The sequence below is a fragment of the Okeania sp. SIO3I5 genome (assembly GCF_010672085.1).
Taxonomy (GTDB): Bacteria; Cyanobacteriota; Cyanobacteriia; order Cyanobacteriales; family Microcoleaceae; genus Trichodesmium.
The window spans coordinates 1-16,611 of record NZ_JAAHHT010000045.1; the positions used below are offsets into that span (position 1 = coordinate 1).

The window sequence follows — 16,611 nt, forward strand, 5'->3', positions numbered from 1 at the left end:
TAGGGAAAACCAAGCAATTCAGATACTGAATATTTACTCTTATTCGTCCGCTCTTAATTATTAATTATTAATTATTAATTATTAATTAGTATGCTTCTTACCCAATCCTACTCTCCCTAAAACCTACGTCTAAGTGCGTAGATTGACCTTGAATGGCTTCCTAAGATTTCGACCTATATTCTTAGGTGTCTTAGAGAGGTTTCCTCGTTCCCTTATTCCTTTATTACGGCCAACTTAAGCAGGGTAAATTCTCCCGGAGGGTTCGGTATGGTTGTTAATAACTTTGGAGTTATAAAGTCATTCATTGCCCCTCTGGCTTTCGCCCTACATCCCATAGCTACCTTTGGAATGGCTCTACATAACGAGAGTTTAATTACCTTCCTGTTCGTCCACTTGTCAGCCTTTGCTTGCGGTATCCTCCCTGGTAACTGGTCCGCATCCCGCTTTTAAACCAGCTTCACGGATTGATGTTCAGTCGCTACCGTGTGGTCTACGCTTTCTACCCAACAACAGGGCGGTGGAATTTCACCACGAAGGAAGTAAGAGTTTTCCAATGACTGAATATTTAACCTCCTTTAAGATTAGTCATGGAAGGCCATTTATACCTAGTTTCCTAGTTTAGTGACCAACGAGTCGCACAATTCCTTTATAGTCACAGTCAGATGAAGGTGTGGCAGTTCCGTAAGCTTGCGAACCTGTCAGAGCAAGTAATATTAATCCTGATTCTACTGTTTTTCTATCCATCTTACATTAACTCAAAATTCACAATAACCCTAAAGCTTTTTACGACTTTTTCTCAGGGTAATATTGCTCATTGACATCCTCCCGACGTTGACCTGCGGTACAGCGTCTGACACTTCCTCCGTGTCCGATAAATAATCGACCTGTGCCCCTTCCCTCCGGGACGCTACGCGAACGGCGACTTCAGCAAAAAGTGATAGTTGAATCGGATTTTCTATTGCTTGAGTTTCAACCTTGGCTTTTGGCTGAACAACTTCTAAAATATTGATAGCAGCGTTTAGATCACGATCGTGCAAAGTTCCACAATTTAAGCAAGTCCACTCCCTGACATTTAGTTCTTTCTTACCGCCTTTAAAACCACAGTTAGAACAATGCATGACTCGTGGGTTCCCATCTGTCAATGACTTTGAATTCCCTACCATATTTCTCGCATTTAGCAGAAGCGACGTTTCGCGAAACGTCGGTACAAGTTCTGAATTGTCGCCATCCTAAGTCACTAATTGCTTTAGCTGCGTTGCATGCAACGCAGCTTCCGATTTTTAACCATACCAGAAACATTCAAGTCTTCTAAAACAATTGTGTCATATTGTTCGACCAAATCAGTCGATAATTTGTGCAAGAAATCTGTACGTTTGCGCAGCATTCCGAAGGAAATGTCTTTAATTTTAGCATGTTTGCGCAGCATTCCGAAGGAAAGTTTAGCTATTTTCAATCTACGTTTTTCTTATAGGTTTACTTCCTTTTTCTATTTTGGCAAATTTACACTGGAATTTAGCTAGCTTTTTAAGGTTTTGTTTGAGAGTTTTTGGCGCTTCAAACTTTTCTCCATTACTCAAAGTTGCAAAAGTCGAAATCCCCAAATCAATTCCTACTGAATTATTAGTTTTAGGGAAAGACTCAGGATTTATATCTACTACAAAACTAGCAAAATAACGATTGGCAGAATCTTTGATTATTGTTAGAGAAATAGGGTCAGCAGGCAATTCTCTAGACCAAACTATTTTGATTTTACCTACTTTTGTTAGATGTATTTTGTCTTGACCAATTTTGTAGTTATTTCCTACAAACCTTGCAGATTGCCTAGATTTTCTAGACTTAAATTTTGGTCGTTGTACGGGCGAACGGCCGTTCGCCCCTACTCCTTTTCGCTTCCCTTTGCAACTATCAAAGAAGTTTTTGGAGGCTTTTTCTAAATCTCTGAGAGATTGTTGTAATGGAGAACTTGCAACTTCCTTTAACCAAAACAATTCCTGCGCATGCTTGAGTTATGAATTGCTTGGTTAAATTAACATAACTTGGTTTATTGTTACCGTTAGCATACAGTTGATTACAATGTGCTAATGATTGATTCCAAACATATCGACAACAACCTGCGGAGTTGATTTAATTTAGTTATTTGAATATGCTGCCGGATATATACGATATTTATATCTAGCTTTCAATGTTTTCGACCTATTACTAACATTAAGTGCTATTATTATAGCATGGGTTGGCATTCATCCATCCCCCCTAACCCCCCTTTGAAAGCTATGCTTTATAAACATCTTTCTCTTTTCATAAAACTTGACAACATAGACAAGTTATGTGTAAGTTTTGAATCTGCTTTTTCAGGAGGAAAGTGTATTGAAAAATACACTTTTTTATGAACGTAGACAGAATTCTTCCTCCCAATCCTCCCCATCCTCCCCATCCTCCCCATCCTCCCCATCCTCCCCATCCTCCCCATCCTCCCACAAGGGTTTCAAGAGTTCCTTATAAGGGATAGCTTGTGATTGGGGGGAACAAAAGGGGGGATGGAAAGCGCGGGTATAAAAGCCAACATTTAGATAACTCTATTATGTAGTATTGATATTTCTATTGTAATAGAAATTTATCTGTAGAAATAAGCTTGTCTGAGTCGCCGGACAATTTCCCCATGAACTTCACTGCGGATGCGGTTACCACGCTGACATTGTTCCAATTTAACATTATCAACAAAAAACTTCACAGCCATATCAATAGTACCAAGACCGCCACCCATAGACATATCTTGCATCCAAATTTTAGGAGACTGCCACAAAGAATAAGTTTGGAATCTATCCTCTATCCATTTCCATAATTCTTCTATATAATCATCCAATTTTGTTTCTGACCAACCCTGATTAGCATTAACAATTTGCTGTAATAACTTGTTCATTCTCTTTATTAAAAAATATATCTTTCTTTCCCACTCACTTTCTAAAACTTGATCGTCTGCATCAATTAAATCTGGGTCATCTTGCCAGTTTCGATACCAATTTCTCAGCAAACTAATTAAAGCATCTTCATCCATATTCTGTGATTCTTGCAAATATAATGACCTTTGCCCTTTTTGTTTTTCTGATACTGTTTCCAACCCTACCATTCTAACTACATCTAAATAATAACCTTGAATAGCCCTAACTTCTGCAGAGTCCAATCCCTCCATTTCCATAAACTTAATTTTATTAACTAATTCGTCGATCGCTTTCTTAATTTCTTGTAGCTTAACTTTAACTTTCTCCTCTGCTATAAGACGTTGACGACCCGCGTCTTTTTTCGATAAAAGATTATCCTCACTGTCTAATAATTGATCTGTTATTCTGTAAAAATTTTCTATAGCTACCAACTTTTTATCAAGTTCTCCTAGTGTATCTGGATGACTCAAAATCACTTCTTCGATAATTTTGATAGCTTGATTGGGGTCGCTGTCAGATCTAATTGGTACAATAATTGTATAATAATAGCTAGAATTAGGACGACTAAAATTCACCAACTTTTGACTTTCTAAAGCAGCATTAGGTACTAATAAATCGCAATGACTATCAATTAAATATAAAGTTGTTAACCTAATTCCAATAGATTTAATTACAGCGATTGTGCCATCTTGTAAAGCCACAACATCACCAAATTGAAATGGTGTATCTACTAATAATACCAATCCACTAAAGAAGTTAGATAAAATATCCCTCAGTGCAAAACCGAGTACAAATGTCATACCACCAAATGCTACCCATAATCCACTTAAATCTATTCCTAATGATTGAAGGAATAAAAAACTTCCTACCAAGTATATAAGAATTGGTAGGGTATTTTTAATCAAGGGAATTAAGACATCATCCCAGTCTGCTTCTGTTTTTTCTGCATATTTGCTTAGAGAATAAGCAATTACCTGAGTAAATAACCGATCGATCAAATAAGTTATTACAGCAACAATTCCTGCTGTTAATAATCTTTCAATGAAAGGGACATTTTCTAAGAATCCTAAACTGTAAATTAATACTTTGATAGCAGTTATTACAAAAAGTATTAGTAGAGGAGTTTGCAAAATATTTACAGTTAAAATACCTATCTCATTGCTTGAACGCCGAAAGAAAGACTTTAGCGCCGAGAGTAGTACCATGTATATAAAAAATCCTAAAACTATTCCAATCACCAAAAGTGCTAATCCCTCTTTGATCCAGGAGGGTAAGTTTATGCCTGAAGAGTTTGATATTTGTAAAAGTGTCAACATAGTCTAAATTAATTCTGCTAAAGGGACTTATTAATCCTCTGGATTTCTACTATAACAATTCTTGCTGTTATCACTCTATACATTACTAAAGATAGCCATAGCATAAGGTTGCCATCAAAAATGTTGCATACCAACTATCCATTAATATAGTTTTAAATGGTAATTTTTTATTGTTTAGCACACATAAAATCATTTCTTCTACGATCGCTCCTCACGTTTTTTTATCAGTATCTGGGTCATAAATGCGATAATCTATTAGCCAAAATTGTTCGATTTTTTGGATAGAAATATATACTATTTACTATCGCTATACTACGTTGGCCTAGCCTCAGTCAAGCAAACTACTTTATGCTCCGATACCACTTTACTGTCCCCTCGCTAACCCAATTTTATTACTGTTCGGAGTTGAGAACTGTATCATCAAATATTAAATAACTTTTTGTGTTAGTTACAATTTCTTCTTTAAAATTTCTCCATAAATCCTGGTCATCAAAATTTTCGATTTTCAAATAACGATTTATCGTGTGATGGCTAATATTTTCTAGGTGATTTGCTAAAGAGCGTGATAGTATAATTTGTATAAGAATTGAGTAAATATTGGTATGAATCAATATAGTTAAAATTCATATCGTTGGCTCAAATTAACAAATATAATTTTATCATAATTATTATAATTAGAGTATTTTTGCAAAATTTCTTGACAATTACCAACATCTACAATTAGGAAAACTAACTATATTAGCATGTCTTTCCATTAGTTATGACAATTTTGTGGTTCAGGCGTTGGCGGAGCAAGTGCGGTAGCTATATCGCTAAGAGGAACCTAGTAAGGAGTGCTAATATAGAGAGAGTCTGAAGGTTTAACACGATATATATAGTGTCTTTGTGTAAGTCCTGATTTGTGTCTGAAAATCGAAAATTTGGAGAAGACTATTCTCTGGTTGTCTGACTAGATTTTCCGAAAAGAATGACTTAGCACTTTAGAGTACCTCTGGTGATATTTGTGTTTGAAAATATCAAACTCTAATACTACTATCTAGGCTTTTTAGTCTAACTATATTTTCTGAATAGAAGTAACTTATAATTTCAAAGTACCTCTGCTGATATTTGTGTTTGGAAATCGAAAAATTGGAGCAGACTATCCTCTTTAGTCACACCAATAATTTAACTTATAACTTCTGACTTCAGCTATAACTCTCCCCCAATTCCAAATATCAACCACCCAACAAATTATCATACCTCCCCAAAGCCATCAAAGGAAAATACTGTGAATAAAAATGATACTTATAGCGCTTTTCATTAACATAGAATACAGATATTTTGGCTTAAAGGCAGAAGGCAGAAGGCAGAGGGCAATAGATGATTTTACTTTGTTTGTTTCTGTCATTTTTTCGATAATTTAATATATGTTCTTGCTGCTCAAAGTAATAAATAATCAATAGTAATTCTATCTGTTTATTGATGATATAGTGTTTCTCGGTTTCCCAAATTATTACTCCTTAATCCTTACTCCCTACTCCCTAAAAAAAACGAATTTTCTTTCTACCTCACGCTTTTTGGGAATTGCTGTAATACTTATACACTTTTAGAAAAAAAAATGAAAATCTTAGAGTTTTAACAAATTATATCAAATCTGCTTAATTCGGTATCAAAAAACCTTCATTTTCAGCAAAGAGTAAATCTTTCTAAGTTCTCTTCCCTCCTGACTCCTCTACGGGCGATTTCCGTTTGTCATGCTCCTAATTACGCGGAAAGCGACAGCATTCGGAACGAAATCGCCCCTACGACTCGTGACTCCTAAATTAACTATCTAATTAGACCGATGCTACCGGATTTGATATTAGGGAACCTTCCTGAAAATTTTCTTGTCACTAGATAACTAGATTCTGTATAGATAGACTAGCTTCCCAGTATGTAAATAGCAACACTGGGAAGTTTTCTTAGCAATATTTCTTATCTAGTGTGTCTGTTAGTTGCTCTAATCTAAATCTTTTAGACTTTTTTGATATGTTTTTTGTGTCTTGGTAGCTATTTTAGTCTCTTAGCAACTAATCCTAGACTTGATTTTTATTGTTAAATATATCAAAAATCAAGTTATTTAATTATCAGCATTCAGTTATTAGTAGTCAGCTAGGCATACTTTTCATACCAATTTTATTTGAGGTTGTACAGAATTATAAAATTTATTAATTTATCCGTCTTGAATATACGGTAATTCTTCTGGTAATCTGATTCTATACAGCTTCATTTTAATTTTGTATTCAAGAGAAGCAATGCTGGCGGTATCAACTTTTATTGACACTTTTCAATACTATTTCCCACCAACACTGGCAGTAATTTAATAACTAATAGCTTACTGCTGTTTGCTTATCTTTAATCACTTAAGATTATTTGTAATATCAAATTCGGTTAAACATTTATAGATTGCTTAAGTCATAATTGAGCTAGAATTCAGAAGTCAAGAATCAGGAGGAGAAAGAATCACAAAGATGAGCGTAGTTATGACAATTGGAGATTTTTTTTATGTTCAATAAAGCGGATTTTATATAACATTATTTTATTAAATTTGTAGAAATCATTTCTCAAATTATCTTATTAGCAATGTCTCAATTTTCCAGAGATTAAAGTTAAAAAATCCATACTATTCAAATCCTTTCTTGATCCTGAATTATGATTCCTAATTTTTGACTCCTTTAACTCTATAATTATAGAAAATCCGGTATATAGTAATCCCATTTAGGATTTATTCTTAATACATATATTGTATTGAATACGAGTTTAAAAATTAATGCTATTCAAATCCTTTCTTGATTCTGAATTATAACTCTTGACTCCTTAGCAATACGATAACTATTACTCAAATTTTATATGATAAGCACGGGCAAATATTTACATCTTTAAATTACAGAATAAAATGGTAATCAAAATTATTACTTTTAATATTAGATACGATAAACCTGACCCTGGAAATCTTTCTTGGCAAGTCAGAAAAAATGCTGTAGCGAACCTAATTTATGAATATGCACCAGATATAATTGGTACTCAAGAAGTTAAAGTAAATCAATTGTCAGATTTACAACAATTTTTATCTAATTATGATTGTCTGGGAAGCGATCGAACAGGTAAAGGTAATGATGAACATTGCGCCATATTTTTCAATAAAAATAAATTAAATTGTCTCAATCATGGAGATTTTTGGCTTAGTGAGACACCAGATATACCAGGCAGTATAACTCCTAGTTGGGGAAATCATTTACCTAGAATAGTTACTTGGGCAAAATTTGATATTGTCGGAGAAAATCAGCAAATACTTATTGTTAATACTCACTTAGATTATGATAGTAAAAAGTCACGAGAATTAAGTTCTAAATTAATTTGTGATCGCTTACAAAAAGAAAAATTAAATCCCGATAAATTATTTGTTTTTATCACAGGAGACTTTAACGATAAACCAGACTCCGTAGCAAGAAAGACTTTTTTAAATCCTTTAGACAATGGATTAAGTTTATTAGATGCTTTATCTAATTTAAAATTAAATAATCAGATGACTTATAACAATTTTACAGACCAAGCTTTTTTGGCTATAGATACTATTTATTATGATAGTAGATTAAATTTACAAAGTGTCAAAGTAATTAATAAAAAATATGATGGAATAATCCCCTCTGACCACTTTCCCGTATTAGGAGAATTTGATTTTTCAAGGTAACCATTCAGCTAAATCATTGATTTTTATCACGGGAGAGTTTAACGATAAACCAGACTCAATAGCAAGAAAGACTTTTGTAAATCCTTTAGACAATGGATTAAGTTTATTAGATGCTTTATCTAATTTAAAATTAAATAATCAGATGACTTATAACAATTTTACCGAAAAATTTTGGTTTAAAGCCTCCCCTTGGATAGGGGATAATAAATAAAAATTTTTATGATTAGTCAATCCTCTTCTTTTCAAGGATAGGTAATTATTAATTATTCATTATTCATTATTCATTGTTGAAAGACCAATCTTTTCTGGCTATAGATACTATTTATTATGATAGTAGATTAAATTTACAAGCTGTCAAAGTAATTAATAAAAAATATCATGGAATAATCCCCTCTGACCACTTTCCCTTATTAGGAGAATTTGATTTTTCAAGGTAAGATTTTGAACGATCAGCAGTCAGCTATAAGCAATTAATTCATTGCCTTTTGAGCAGGAATTAATGCAGATTTTGTCTAATAGATTTAAGAAGAATTAAAATTATTTTATTTGCGAAAAAAACTGACCTTGACTAAGGAAAAGTGTATATTCATTATTTATCAAACAACTAACCGCGAGCTAGCTAAATGCTTATAATAATCTTATTACAAGTAATGATTATATTTTACTCAATAAACATAAATAAATAGCCTTGTTTGACACAAGGCTACTAAAATCAAAAAATTAATTATTAACTATATTAACGAACAGAACTTTGCATAGAAGCAGTTTCAATTGGCTTCATTAAATACAACTTTAAGAATTGCCAACCATTAGATAAATACAAAGGTAACTTCTGGAAAAGCTTCACAAAACTAGGACGATTAGAATTAGCGATCGCTGTCAACTTTTCATTATTCTTCACGCAAACTTCTAATCTTTCATAAAACCCAGGATCTTCCACATCTAAAATCACTGGAAAAACTCGCCCCGAAGTTTCATTAGTCTTCTCAATCACATACTTATCATAATCACGAGCATTCAAACCAATAGAAGCATAAAAATCAGACCTCTGAATGTCATTCAAATACATAGTAGCAAAAACAGAAAGTAAGAAAAATCTACACCATAATTTTGCTTTCCAGTCATTCAAAAATTCCGGATTTGCCCTCATAATAGCATCAAAGAAATCTCCATGACGATTTTCATCCTGACACCAATTTTCAAAGAAACGGAAAATAGGATAAATTCTATCTTCTGGATTAGCTTCTAAATGACGATAAATAGTAATATAACGCCAATAACCAATTTTTTCCGATAGATAAGTAGCGTAGAAAATAAACTTTGGTTTAAAGAAAGTATACTTACGACTTTTAGTCAGAAATCCTAAATCCAAAGACAAATTAAAATCCGACATTGCCTTGTTCAAAAAACCTGCATGACGAGCTTCATCTCGTGACATTAAATTAAAACACTCAGCCAAAACAGGGCTTTTATCTTTGAGACGACGACCTAATTCTTTGTAGAGTAAAAAGCCAGAAAATTCAGCAGTACAAGAACGTTCTAGAAACTCAATAAATAAACTACGAGTATCCCCATCAATATGATCCCAAGATTGTTCAAATTCCTCATCCCTAACAAAATGATGGCGATTATAATCTGCACGGAATTCTTCCAAAATAGCCATCAATTCATCTTCATTCACAGAGATGTCCATTTTAGCCATCTCATCAAAATCTGTTGTATAGAATCGAGGTGTGAGGATAGTTTCTTTAGAGGGGACTTTTACCCCTGGACGCATTTCTTGAAAGTCTGATTTTTTTAGAGTATCTACCATAAGTTTTGTTGTTTTCTGAAGTTATGAATCTATTTCTATTGATAGTGAGCCAGGATGGAGATATTTTTAAAATTGCTCCACTATAAATCAGCTCCATTTCTATAGTCTATAGAGATAATGCTCGAAATGGTACTATATTTTCTATCCCAAACAGTTTATCAAGGTCTAGGGGTATGAAATACACAATTTGTGTTAAGAATTGCAAAGACAGTGTAGTTAGTTTGATGGACAAAAATCCACCCAAATTAATTTTTTGATTTTGATATTCATTTGACACTCGACAAACTAAAATCTTGTGGATTCTGAAAATTATTAGAGTAAGGGGATAAATCCGCTGGTTTGAAATTCTCATCAGTTCCAGGACTGTCATCGACTTCAGCTTTTTAAACTCTTGAAGTTCTTTGCGTAACTTTTGATATTTTAAAATATAGTAGTCACCAGGCCAGTTAGGACATTCTCACTCCTCTCAAATTTAGTCCGTGCTGCGAGTTTAACTTTTGACTTTTAAATTATAAATTATAAATTATAAATTCCGAGCAATGAATAATATAGGGTACAGTTACCTATTCTGGGCAGCTTGCTTACTGGGCTTAAGTGGATGCCATCGGATCTACAATGGTAAAATTTTCACAGGTCTAATTTGGCTGTTTACGTACGGGTTATTTGGAGTTGGCCAATTTATCGACTTGTTGTTAATTCCCAGTATGGTAGAAGAACATAACACCAAAGTTAGAGCTAAATTTGGTATTTCATCTCAAGGAGTACCATTAGATCAATCAAATGGAGCGATCGCTATGAAAGCCTCTGCTCCACAAACCCGTCAACAATTAATGATTGCCTTACTCAAAACAGCTTCTACAAAGGGAGGAAAATTATCTGTTACTCAAGGAGTCATGGCAACAGGAGCTAGCTTTGCAGAAGTAGAAGAAACTCTGAAAGAAATGCTCAAAACTGGCTATGTTAGTGTAGATAACCATCCAGAGACAGGAATTGTAATTTACCATTTCCATGAACTTTAATTTGGCAAACAATTAATCAGTAAAATATATTTAGGGAGTAGATAGTGCCGCTACGCGGAAGTAAAAATTCAAAAGTATTAATTAGTAAGGCTTTGAGGATTTTTTCAGAGGTAATTATCCATTATCCATTATCCATTATCCATTAATGAAAGTCTTCCATAGTTAGTAAAATTAAGATAAGATAGGGATCTGTGTGTAAAATTATTTGTATTTTGTTTAGAGAATAGAATAACTTTTATGGCTGTACCAAAGAAGAGAACCTCAAAATCTAAGAAAAATATGCGGAAGGCTAACTGGAAAAACCAGGCAAAGCTAGAAGCAAAGAAAGCATTATCTCTAGGGAAATCAGTATTAACTCAACGTTCCCATAGTTTTGTATATCCAAGTAATGAGGAGGAAGAGGAAGAAAATTAATTAACTGGGGCTTTAATTTGCAAATGGTTGAACTATTAACATTAGGCCAATTTTTAGGCGTTGATTAACTTTCCTGGCTGTTGTCCCGCGCTCTCCATCCCCCCTAACCCCCCGTGCATAGGGGGGAGGGGGAGCGTCGGGATGAAAGCCTAGGCCAGGATTTGGATACCTTCATAAGCTAAACGTTCATATGCCCAAGACACAAGCTAGGAGCATTTTGTTATTGTAAAAGCCAAAACAGGGGGAGGACATCACCTCTGTCATGCTCCGCGGTCAGGGTTTCCCAGACGCTCAGAATCCCGCGTTGTCCCGTAAGGGCAACGTCGGGAGTATGTCAATTAACGGATAAATATTAAGTGGGGGTGGGACAGGCATCCGGCCTGTTCGTTCCCGTCCCAAAATATGAATAACGGGCAGGATGCCCATTCCACAAATATTAATAACAGGCAAGATGCCCATTCCACTTCCACAAAACTATTAATAACGGGCAAGATGCCCATTCCACTTCCACAAAACTATTAATAACGGGCAAGATGCCCATTCCACAGTGCATTTATGCAACACCAATTTTTAAAGCCCCTGACATATAGAGATATTTCATTTCCAGAGTCAATTTATTGTCACAAGAGAGAAAAAAAGAGAGGATGGCGAGGATGGGAAATACACGAACTCAAAAAATATAGAGTTGTAAATATTCTCTGACGACAAAGAATTAGCTCTGCCCACCAACCCATACCTGCCAAGCTCATTTCCCTGATACGTTTTACCAATGAATAATTGATAATTAATCAATTTGCTTTATTGCTTCTTCTTACCAATGGCGAACTTGATAATTGACAATTGATAATTAGAGATAGTTTTCATTATTCATTAAAAAGATTTCCCGATATTCAATTCTGTTGCCGTTTTAAGCAGAGGTAATTATCCATTATTCATTAAATGAATTTACTCTTATTAAAACACCCCTGCTTTAGATATCAGTTGTGAAAAAATGCCTAATATGTAAAAAAATAATATCTCAAAATATACAGCAATAATATATCAAAATATATAGCGGATTTCATCAAGCATGATGTACAGGTATTCTAGACAAGATACCTGCACTATAGTAGTCTTCTTTAATTAATCCTAGCAGATGGTAGGATCAACATCGCATCACCAAAAGAATAAAATCGGTATTGTTTAGTAACTGCATCCTGGTATAAACTTAAAAGACGTTTTCTACCAATCATTGCACTGACAAGCATTAATAAACTAGAACGTGGCAGATGAAAATTAGTAATTAAACCATCTATCACCCGCCATTTGTAACCAGGATAAATATATATATTTGTATAATCACAAAATGGTTGAATTAAAGAGCGATCGCTGCCATAATTATCATTAGCTTGGGCTGCTCCTTCAATAGCTCTAACTACTGTTGTTCCCACGGCAATAATTCGTCCACCTTTAGCTCTTGTCTGGTGAATTTTGTCTACAGTCAAAGATGATACTTCTACCCATTCAGAGTGTATATTATGGGTAGTAATATCTTCAACTTCGACTGGACGAAATGTACCAAGACCAACGTGCAAAGTTACAAAAGCTTGTCCAATATTCCGTTGTTCTAGTTTCTCAAGTAATTCATCAGTAAAATGTAAACCAGCAGTAGGAGCAGCGATCGCTCCTGCTACTTTGCTATATACAGTTTGATATTGTTCAGTTAGAGCCTGTGAATCTGTAACATAAGGAGGAAAAGGTACATGACCAAATTGGTCTAACAAATTGAGTAAAGAAACTCCTTGGGGCAAATGAAATTGTAAAACACGTCCACCAGTTTCTGGATCTGTTGCTAATACTGTGGCTTGCAACTTATAATCACAAACACAGGATGAATTAGGTTCAAACTCAATTTTTGCCCCAGCGATAAAACGTTTACCAGGTTTTACCAAAGCTAACCAAGAATCACTCGTAATTGGTTTCAATAACAAGATTTCTACCCTAGCACCACTTGTTTTTTGACCATAAAGTCTAGCAGGAATCACACGAGTATTATTCAAAACCAGTAAATCTTCTGGTTGGAGTAAGTCTGGTAAATCTCTGAAAATACAATGACGGTGTGCGAGGGACTCTAGAACCATCAAGCGAGAGCTATCTCTAGGTACAACTGGATTTTGAGCAATTAGCTCTTGAGGAAGTTCATAGTCATAAGCCTCGATGGACCAATCTAAATCAGTCATATTACTAATATATAACTGGTAATAATTGGGTAAAACACCCCATATAAATTAGGGTACTTCTCCCCTAGTAATCTGCCATGTATAAGAGTGAATATATAAGCATAGATTTAATTGGAGAATGTCGCGAAGATACAGCTGTAGTCAAAAATACAACAGATTCTATAGCTGTTTTAGGCTCCTAAACATTGCATAACAAATACCTAATTTGTTGATAGGGAAGCGGCAATACCCGCCCCGCTTCCTATGACTTTTTCCCAGGACTTTTAATTTTTCCTCTGTAGCAGAAAGAAAATCAAATTTAGAGGTTAAACCGGGCGAAAGGTGACAGTTGTAAGCGGTAATAGTTTGATTTATATGGAATACCTTTACTTTTTAGCAAATACTACCCTGTGTCTCAGAGTGGTAGAATACTTAAACACTACCCATCAACTACCACTTCAATTTATGACAGTGATTCATCAAATTGATGGTTGGGTTGTAAAAATCAAAATGAGTCGATATTTGGCTCCTCAACAACATGGAGATTTTAGGGCTTTTATGAATGAATTGGGGATACCTTACGATCCTGATATTCGTGCAAGAATGGCACTATGGGGATTGGAAACTGGACAATCTCCCTTAAGTGTGATGAGACGTTATCAGGTAGCAGTGGTTTCCCATGGACAACCAAATCAAGAGGAAATAGAAGCATTTCGCTCCCAATTTGTCAAGGGTTTGGGATATTGCCCAGAAACCTTGGGTTAATCTTGATTGAAGCTGACTCTGGCTTGTTTGTACCTATACATCTATTATATGGGATATTACTAATATTAGTATGGGTACAACAAGAGTAATATCTACTTAATTAATTCTTCATAATTGTAAGTATTTAGTCCAAATGAATAGTAAAAGCAGAAGAAATATAGTTTTGTAAAATTAGTTGATAACCTGCTAAGTTAACGGAATTTCCAATCTCAACGGTTAATTTAGATAGTTGCTCTTCTCGTGATGTGGCGATCGGGAAGGGAGATTTTTTTTGAGTATAATTGCACCTAACTAAGGCTACATCAAATCTACAGGAATAATCTGCTAATTCTGGGCGATCGCTTAAAAACAGTTCTGCGGTTTGCCAGAGTTTTGTTTGTTTTGACTCTGTAATTGCTAGTAAACCATTTTCGTCCCAGTTACCTCGACTACGGGTTTTTACCTCTACAAATGCTATAATGGAAGAATTTGGCAAATTTTGACTAGAGCTATCCTTCAAGGGAGCAGTTTTCACAGCGATAATATCTAATTCTCCCCAGCGACATTGCCACCGGCGATGGAGTATTTGCCAACCTTGTTGAATTAGCCATTTTGCCACTAAGTTTTCTCCCAAAATACCTTTATCTATTTTTGGGGAAATACAAGCTGATTTATGGGATGAAAAAAGACTCATTTTGGTTTATTCTAAATTATGGACTGTTGAGAGTAAATTAGCCAGAAATAGTATGAATTTCAGACAACAGAAAACTTTCCAAATTTTAATCAGTTTCGTCTTTTCATTAATAGTATATATCACTGGGATTGGGGCAATAACTGCCTTGATATTTACTAACGCGACACCTACTCTAGCTGATGATTATAACGCACAAATCTTGGTAGGTAAGGATTTTTCTGGTAGAGACTTAACTAATGATTCATTTACTAAATCTATTCTGCGTAAAAGTGATTTTACTAATGCAAATTTGAGTGGAGTTAGTTTGTTTGGCGCTCACTTAGAAGGAGCTAATTTAGAGGGAGCAAATCTGAGTTATTCTACTTTGGATAATGCTAGTTTTAACAAAGCAAATTTGACTAATGCTATTTTGGAAGGTGCTTTTGCTTTCCATACTCAATTTCGTGGTGCAATTATTGATGGAGCAGATTTTACTGATGCTTTTTTGCGAGAAGATACTCAAAAAGAGTTATGTGAAATTGCTCAAGGTATAAATCCTATGACGGGTAATGAAACAAGAGATACACTCTTTTGTGATTGATTATAATTCAGTGTTAGGAGAGAGAATTTTGGTGCATCTGATATTTGCAAAAATGTCAGCATTCAACTGTTAGCTATTAGCTATTAGTTTTGGTATGGGATAGAAAGCTTTGTTAATTGAGTTAGAATTCAATCTTACTACAAAAGCGCTTTCCTTTGATATTAGAGTCTATATTTATTTAAACCCCGCTTTTTTAGACGGGGTTTTATTGCTTAAAGGTGACAGCTAATGGCTGAATACTTATGCAAAAATACTTTTTTTCTATTCCTTATTTCCTATTATCCATTTGCTAAAAGTGATAATTTTTTAGCTTTTTTTTTAGAGAGAAATATTGGTAGAGACGCTCGGACGCTGCGAGTCGCTCTTTGGGAAAATAAGGGTCAGATTGCTAGAGGTTTATTTGATGAAATTTTTCAATTTTTAGAGAGAAATATGAGGAGAGGCGATCTTTTGTGGCGAGTCGCTCTTTGGGAAAATAAGCGTCAGATTGCTAGAGGTTTGTTTGATGAAATTTTTCAATTTTTAGAGAGAAAAATTGGTAGAGGTGTTCGGATGTGGCGAGTCGCTCTTTGGGAAAATTTGAGTTAGATTGCTAGAGATTTGTTTGATAAAATTTTTAGATTTTCACAGAGAAATATGAGTAGAGACGCTCGGACGTTGCGAGTCGTTCTTTGGGAAAATAAGTGTCAGATAGCTAGAGGTTTGTCTGATGAAATTTTGAGATTTTCACAGAGAAATATGAGTAGAGACGCTCGGACGTTGCGAGTCGTTCTTTTCTGAAAATAAGCGTCAGATAGCTAAAGGTTTGTCTGATGAAATTTTGAAATTTTCACAGAGAAATATGAGTAGAGACGCTCGGACGTTGCGAGTCGTTCTTTTCTGAAAATAAGCGTCAGATAGCTAAAGGTTTGTCTGATGAAATTTTGAAATTTTCACAGAGAAATATGAGCAGAGACGCTCGGACGTTGCGAGTCGCTCTTTTCTGAAAATAAGCGTCAGATACCTAGAGGTTTGTCTGATGAAATTTTGAAATTTTGACAGAGAAATATGAGCAGAGACGCTCGGACGTTGCGAGTCGCTCTTTTCTGAAAATAAGCGTCAGATACCTAGAGGTTTGTCTGATTAAATTTTGAGATTTTGACAGAGAAATATGAGGAGAGGTGTTCGGACGTTGCGAGTCGCTCTTTT

The 16,611-nt window shown here is 34.7% G+C and carries 18 protein-coding genes; 8 read left to right on the forward strand and 10 right to left on the reverse strand.

What is annotated here, in order from left to right; all coding sequences use genetic code 11:
* Positions 1-618 precede the first annotated feature (618 nt).
* The 7 genes from F6K40_RS13155 to F6K40_RS13180 form a co-directional block, all read right to left on the reverse strand.
* A complete protein-coding gene (locus tag F6K40_RS13155; RefSeq protein WP_293136485.1) occupies positions 619-744 on the reverse strand; it encodes a nucleotidyltransferase domain-containing protein in 126 nt (41 codons plus the stop codon).
* Positions 745-773: 29 nt separating this feature from the next.
* Positions 774-1,163: a zinc ribbon domain-containing protein gene (locus tag F6K40_RS13160; RefSeq protein ID WP_293136487.1), complete on the reverse strand. Its 390-nt coding sequence runs from the start codon at positions 1,161-1,163 to the stop codon at positions 774-776.
* 83 nt (positions 1,164-1,246) lie between these two features.
* Positions 1,247-1,453 (reverse strand): transposase, encoded by a 207-nt coding sequence (locus F6K40_RS13165; RefSeq protein WP_293136489.1) that lies wholly within the window; start codon positions 1,451-1,453, stop codon positions 1,247-1,249.
* Between the two features lies 1 nt (position 1,454).
* Positions 1,455-1,988, reverse strand: coding sequence for an RNA-guided endonuclease InsQ/TnpB family protein (locus tag F6K40_RS13170; protein WP_293136491.1), 534 nt, complete (start codon positions 1,986-1,988; stop codon positions 1,455-1,457).
* Positions 1,906-2,124 (reverse strand): helix-turn-helix domain-containing protein, encoded by a 219-nt coding sequence (locus tag F6K40_RS40830; protein WP_365671322.1) that lies wholly within the window; start codon positions 2,122-2,124, stop codon positions 1,906-1,908. The genes F6K40_RS13170 and F6K40_RS40830 overlap by 83 nt, the downstream gene beginning before the upstream one ends.
* 487 nt (positions 2,125-2,611) lie before the next feature.
* A complete protein-coding gene (locus F6K40_RS13175; protein WP_293136553.1) occupies positions 2,612-4,174 on the reverse strand; it encodes a mechanosensitive ion channel family protein in 1,563 nt (520 codons plus the stop codon).
* A gap of 470 nt (positions 4,175-4,644) precedes the next feature.
* Positions 4,645-4,863: a hypothetical protein gene (locus F6K40_RS13180; protein ID WP_293136493.1), complete on the reverse strand. Its 219-nt coding sequence runs from the start codon at positions 4,861-4,863 to the stop codon at positions 4,645-4,647.
* A 2,303-nt stretch (positions 4,864-7,166) separates the two neighbouring features.
* On the opposite strand from F6K40_RS13180, the gene F6K40_RS13185 reads away from it, so the two are divergent.
* Entirely contained in the window at positions 7,167-7,961 is a 795-nt protein-coding gene (locus F6K40_RS13185; protein WP_293136495.1) for an endonuclease/exonuclease/phosphatase family protein, read from the forward strand.
* Between the two features lie 16 nt (positions 7,962-7,977).
* Positions 7,978-8,172 carry a hypothetical protein gene (locus F6K40_RS13190; protein WP_293136497.1) on the forward strand — a complete coding sequence of 65 codons (195 nt, stop codon included), beginning with the start codon at positions 7,978-7,980 and terminating at the stop codon, positions 8,170-8,172.
* Positions 8,173-8,697: 525 nt separating this feature from the next.
* Here the strand turns inward: F6K40_RS13190 and acsF are convergent.
* On the reverse strand, positions 8,698-9,774 hold the full coding sequence (gene acsF / locus F6K40_RS13195; protein WP_293136499.1) for a magnesium-protoporphyrin IX monomethyl ester (oxidative) cyclase: 1,077 nt from the start codon (positions 9,772-9,774) through the stop codon (positions 8,698-8,700).
* A 539-nt stretch (positions 9,775-10,313) separates the two neighbouring features.
* On the opposite strand from acsF, the gene F6K40_RS13200 reads away from it, so the two are divergent.
* Both F6K40_RS13200 and rpmF read left to right on the forward strand, forming a co-directional pair.
* Positions 10,314-10,793 carry an NINE protein gene (locus F6K40_RS13200; RefSeq protein WP_293136501.1) on the forward strand — a complete coding sequence of 160 codons (480 nt, stop codon included), beginning with the start codon at positions 10,314-10,316 and terminating at the stop codon, positions 10,791-10,793.
* Between the two features lie 237 nt (positions 10,794-11,030).
* Positions 11,031-11,207 carry a 50S ribosomal protein L32 gene (rpmF, locus tag F6K40_RS13205; RefSeq protein WP_293136503.1) on the forward strand — a complete coding sequence of 59 codons (177 nt, stop codon included), beginning with the start codon at positions 11,031-11,033 and terminating at the stop codon, positions 11,205-11,207.
* Between the two features lie 1,118 nt (positions 11,208-12,325).
* Here the strand turns inward: rpmF and queA are convergent.
* Positions 12,326-13,426, reverse strand: a complete 1,101-nt coding sequence (gene queA / locus F6K40_RS13210) for a tRNA preQ1(34) S-adenosylmethionine ribosyltransferase-isomerase QueA (RefSeq protein ID WP_293136505.1) — start codon at positions 13,424-13,426, stop codon at positions 12,326-12,328.
* A 354-nt stretch (positions 13,427-13,780) separates the two neighbouring features.
* Between queA and F6K40_RS13215 the strand changes: the two genes are divergently transcribed.
* The gene (locus tag F6K40_RS13215; RefSeq protein WP_293136555.1) at positions 13,781-14,170 is read left to right on the forward strand and encodes a hypothetical protein; all 390 of its coding nucleotides are present in this window, start codon (positions 13,781-13,783) and stop codon (positions 14,168-14,170) included.
* Between the two features lie 124 nt (positions 14,171-14,294).
* On the opposite strand, the gene F6K40_RS13220 is transcribed toward F6K40_RS13215, so the two are convergent.
* Entirely contained in the window at positions 14,295-14,843 is a 549-nt protein-coding gene (locus F6K40_RS13220) for a YraN family protein (RefSeq protein WP_293136507.1), read from the reverse strand.
* A gap of 145 nt (positions 14,844-14,988) precedes the next feature.
* On the opposite strand from F6K40_RS13220, the gene F6K40_RS13225 reads away from it, so the two are divergent.
* From F6K40_RS13225 to F6K40_RS13235, 3 genes are all read left to right on the forward strand, one after another.
* Positions 14,989-15,423, forward strand: a complete 435-nt coding sequence (locus F6K40_RS13225; protein ID WP_293136509.1) for a pentapeptide repeat-containing protein — start codon at positions 14,989-14,991, stop codon at positions 15,421-15,423.
* Positions 15,424-15,651: 228 nt separating this feature from the next.
* Complete coding sequence (locus tag F6K40_RS13230) at positions 15,652-16,011, forward strand: hypothetical protein (RefSeq protein ID WP_293136511.1); 360 nt, start codon at positions 15,652-15,654, stop codon at positions 16,009-16,011.
* A 48-nt stretch (positions 16,012-16,059) separates the two neighbouring features.
* Positions 16,060-16,203, forward strand: coding sequence for a hypothetical protein (locus F6K40_RS13235; RefSeq protein WP_293136513.1), 144 nt, complete (start codon positions 16,060-16,062; stop codon positions 16,201-16,203).
* The last annotated feature ends 408 nt before the right edge of the window (positions 16,204-16,611 follow it).

Coding starts and splice junctions, on each gene's coding strand:
- F6K40_RS13220 (WP_293136507.1), bottom strand. CDS start 14,843: ATGAGTCTTTTTTCATCCCATAAATCAGCTTGTATTTCCCCAAAAATA.
- F6K40_RS13235 (WP_293136513.1), top strand. CDS start 16,060: ATGAGTAGAGACGCTCGGACGTTGCGAGTCGTTCTTTGGGAAAATAAG.
- F6K40_RS13200 (WP_293136501.1), top strand. CDS start 10,314: ATGAATAATATAGGGTACAGTTACCTATTCTGGGCAGCTTGCTTACTG.
- queA (WP_293136505.1), bottom strand. CDS start 13,426: ATGACTGATTTAGATTGGTCCATCGAGGCTTATGACTATGAACTTCCT.
- F6K40_RS13155 (WP_293136485.1), bottom strand. CDS start 744: ATGGATAGAAAAACAGTAGAATCAGGATTAATATTACTTGCTCTGACA.
- F6K40_RS13230 (WP_293136511.1), top strand. CDS start 15,652: ATGGCTGAATACTTATGCAAAAATACTTTTTTTCTATTCCTTATTTCC.
- F6K40_RS13160 (WP_293136487.1), bottom strand. CDS start 1,163: ATGGTAGGGAATTCAAAGTCATTGACAGATGGGAACCCACGAGTCATG.
- F6K40_RS13185 (WP_293136495.1), top strand. CDS start 7,167: ATGGTAATCAAAATTATTACTTTTAATATTAGATACGATAAACCTGAC.
- F6K40_RS13215 (WP_293136555.1), top strand. CDS start 13,781: ATGGAATACCTTTACTTTTTAGCAAATACTACCCTGTGTCTCAGAGTG.
- rpmF (WP_293136503.1), top strand. CDS start 11,031: ATGGCTGTACCAAAGAAGAGAACCTCAAAATCTAAGAAAAATATGCGG.
- acsF (WP_293136499.1), bottom strand. CDS start 9,774: ATGGTAGATACTCTAAAAAAATCAGACTTTCAAGAAATGCGTCCAGGG.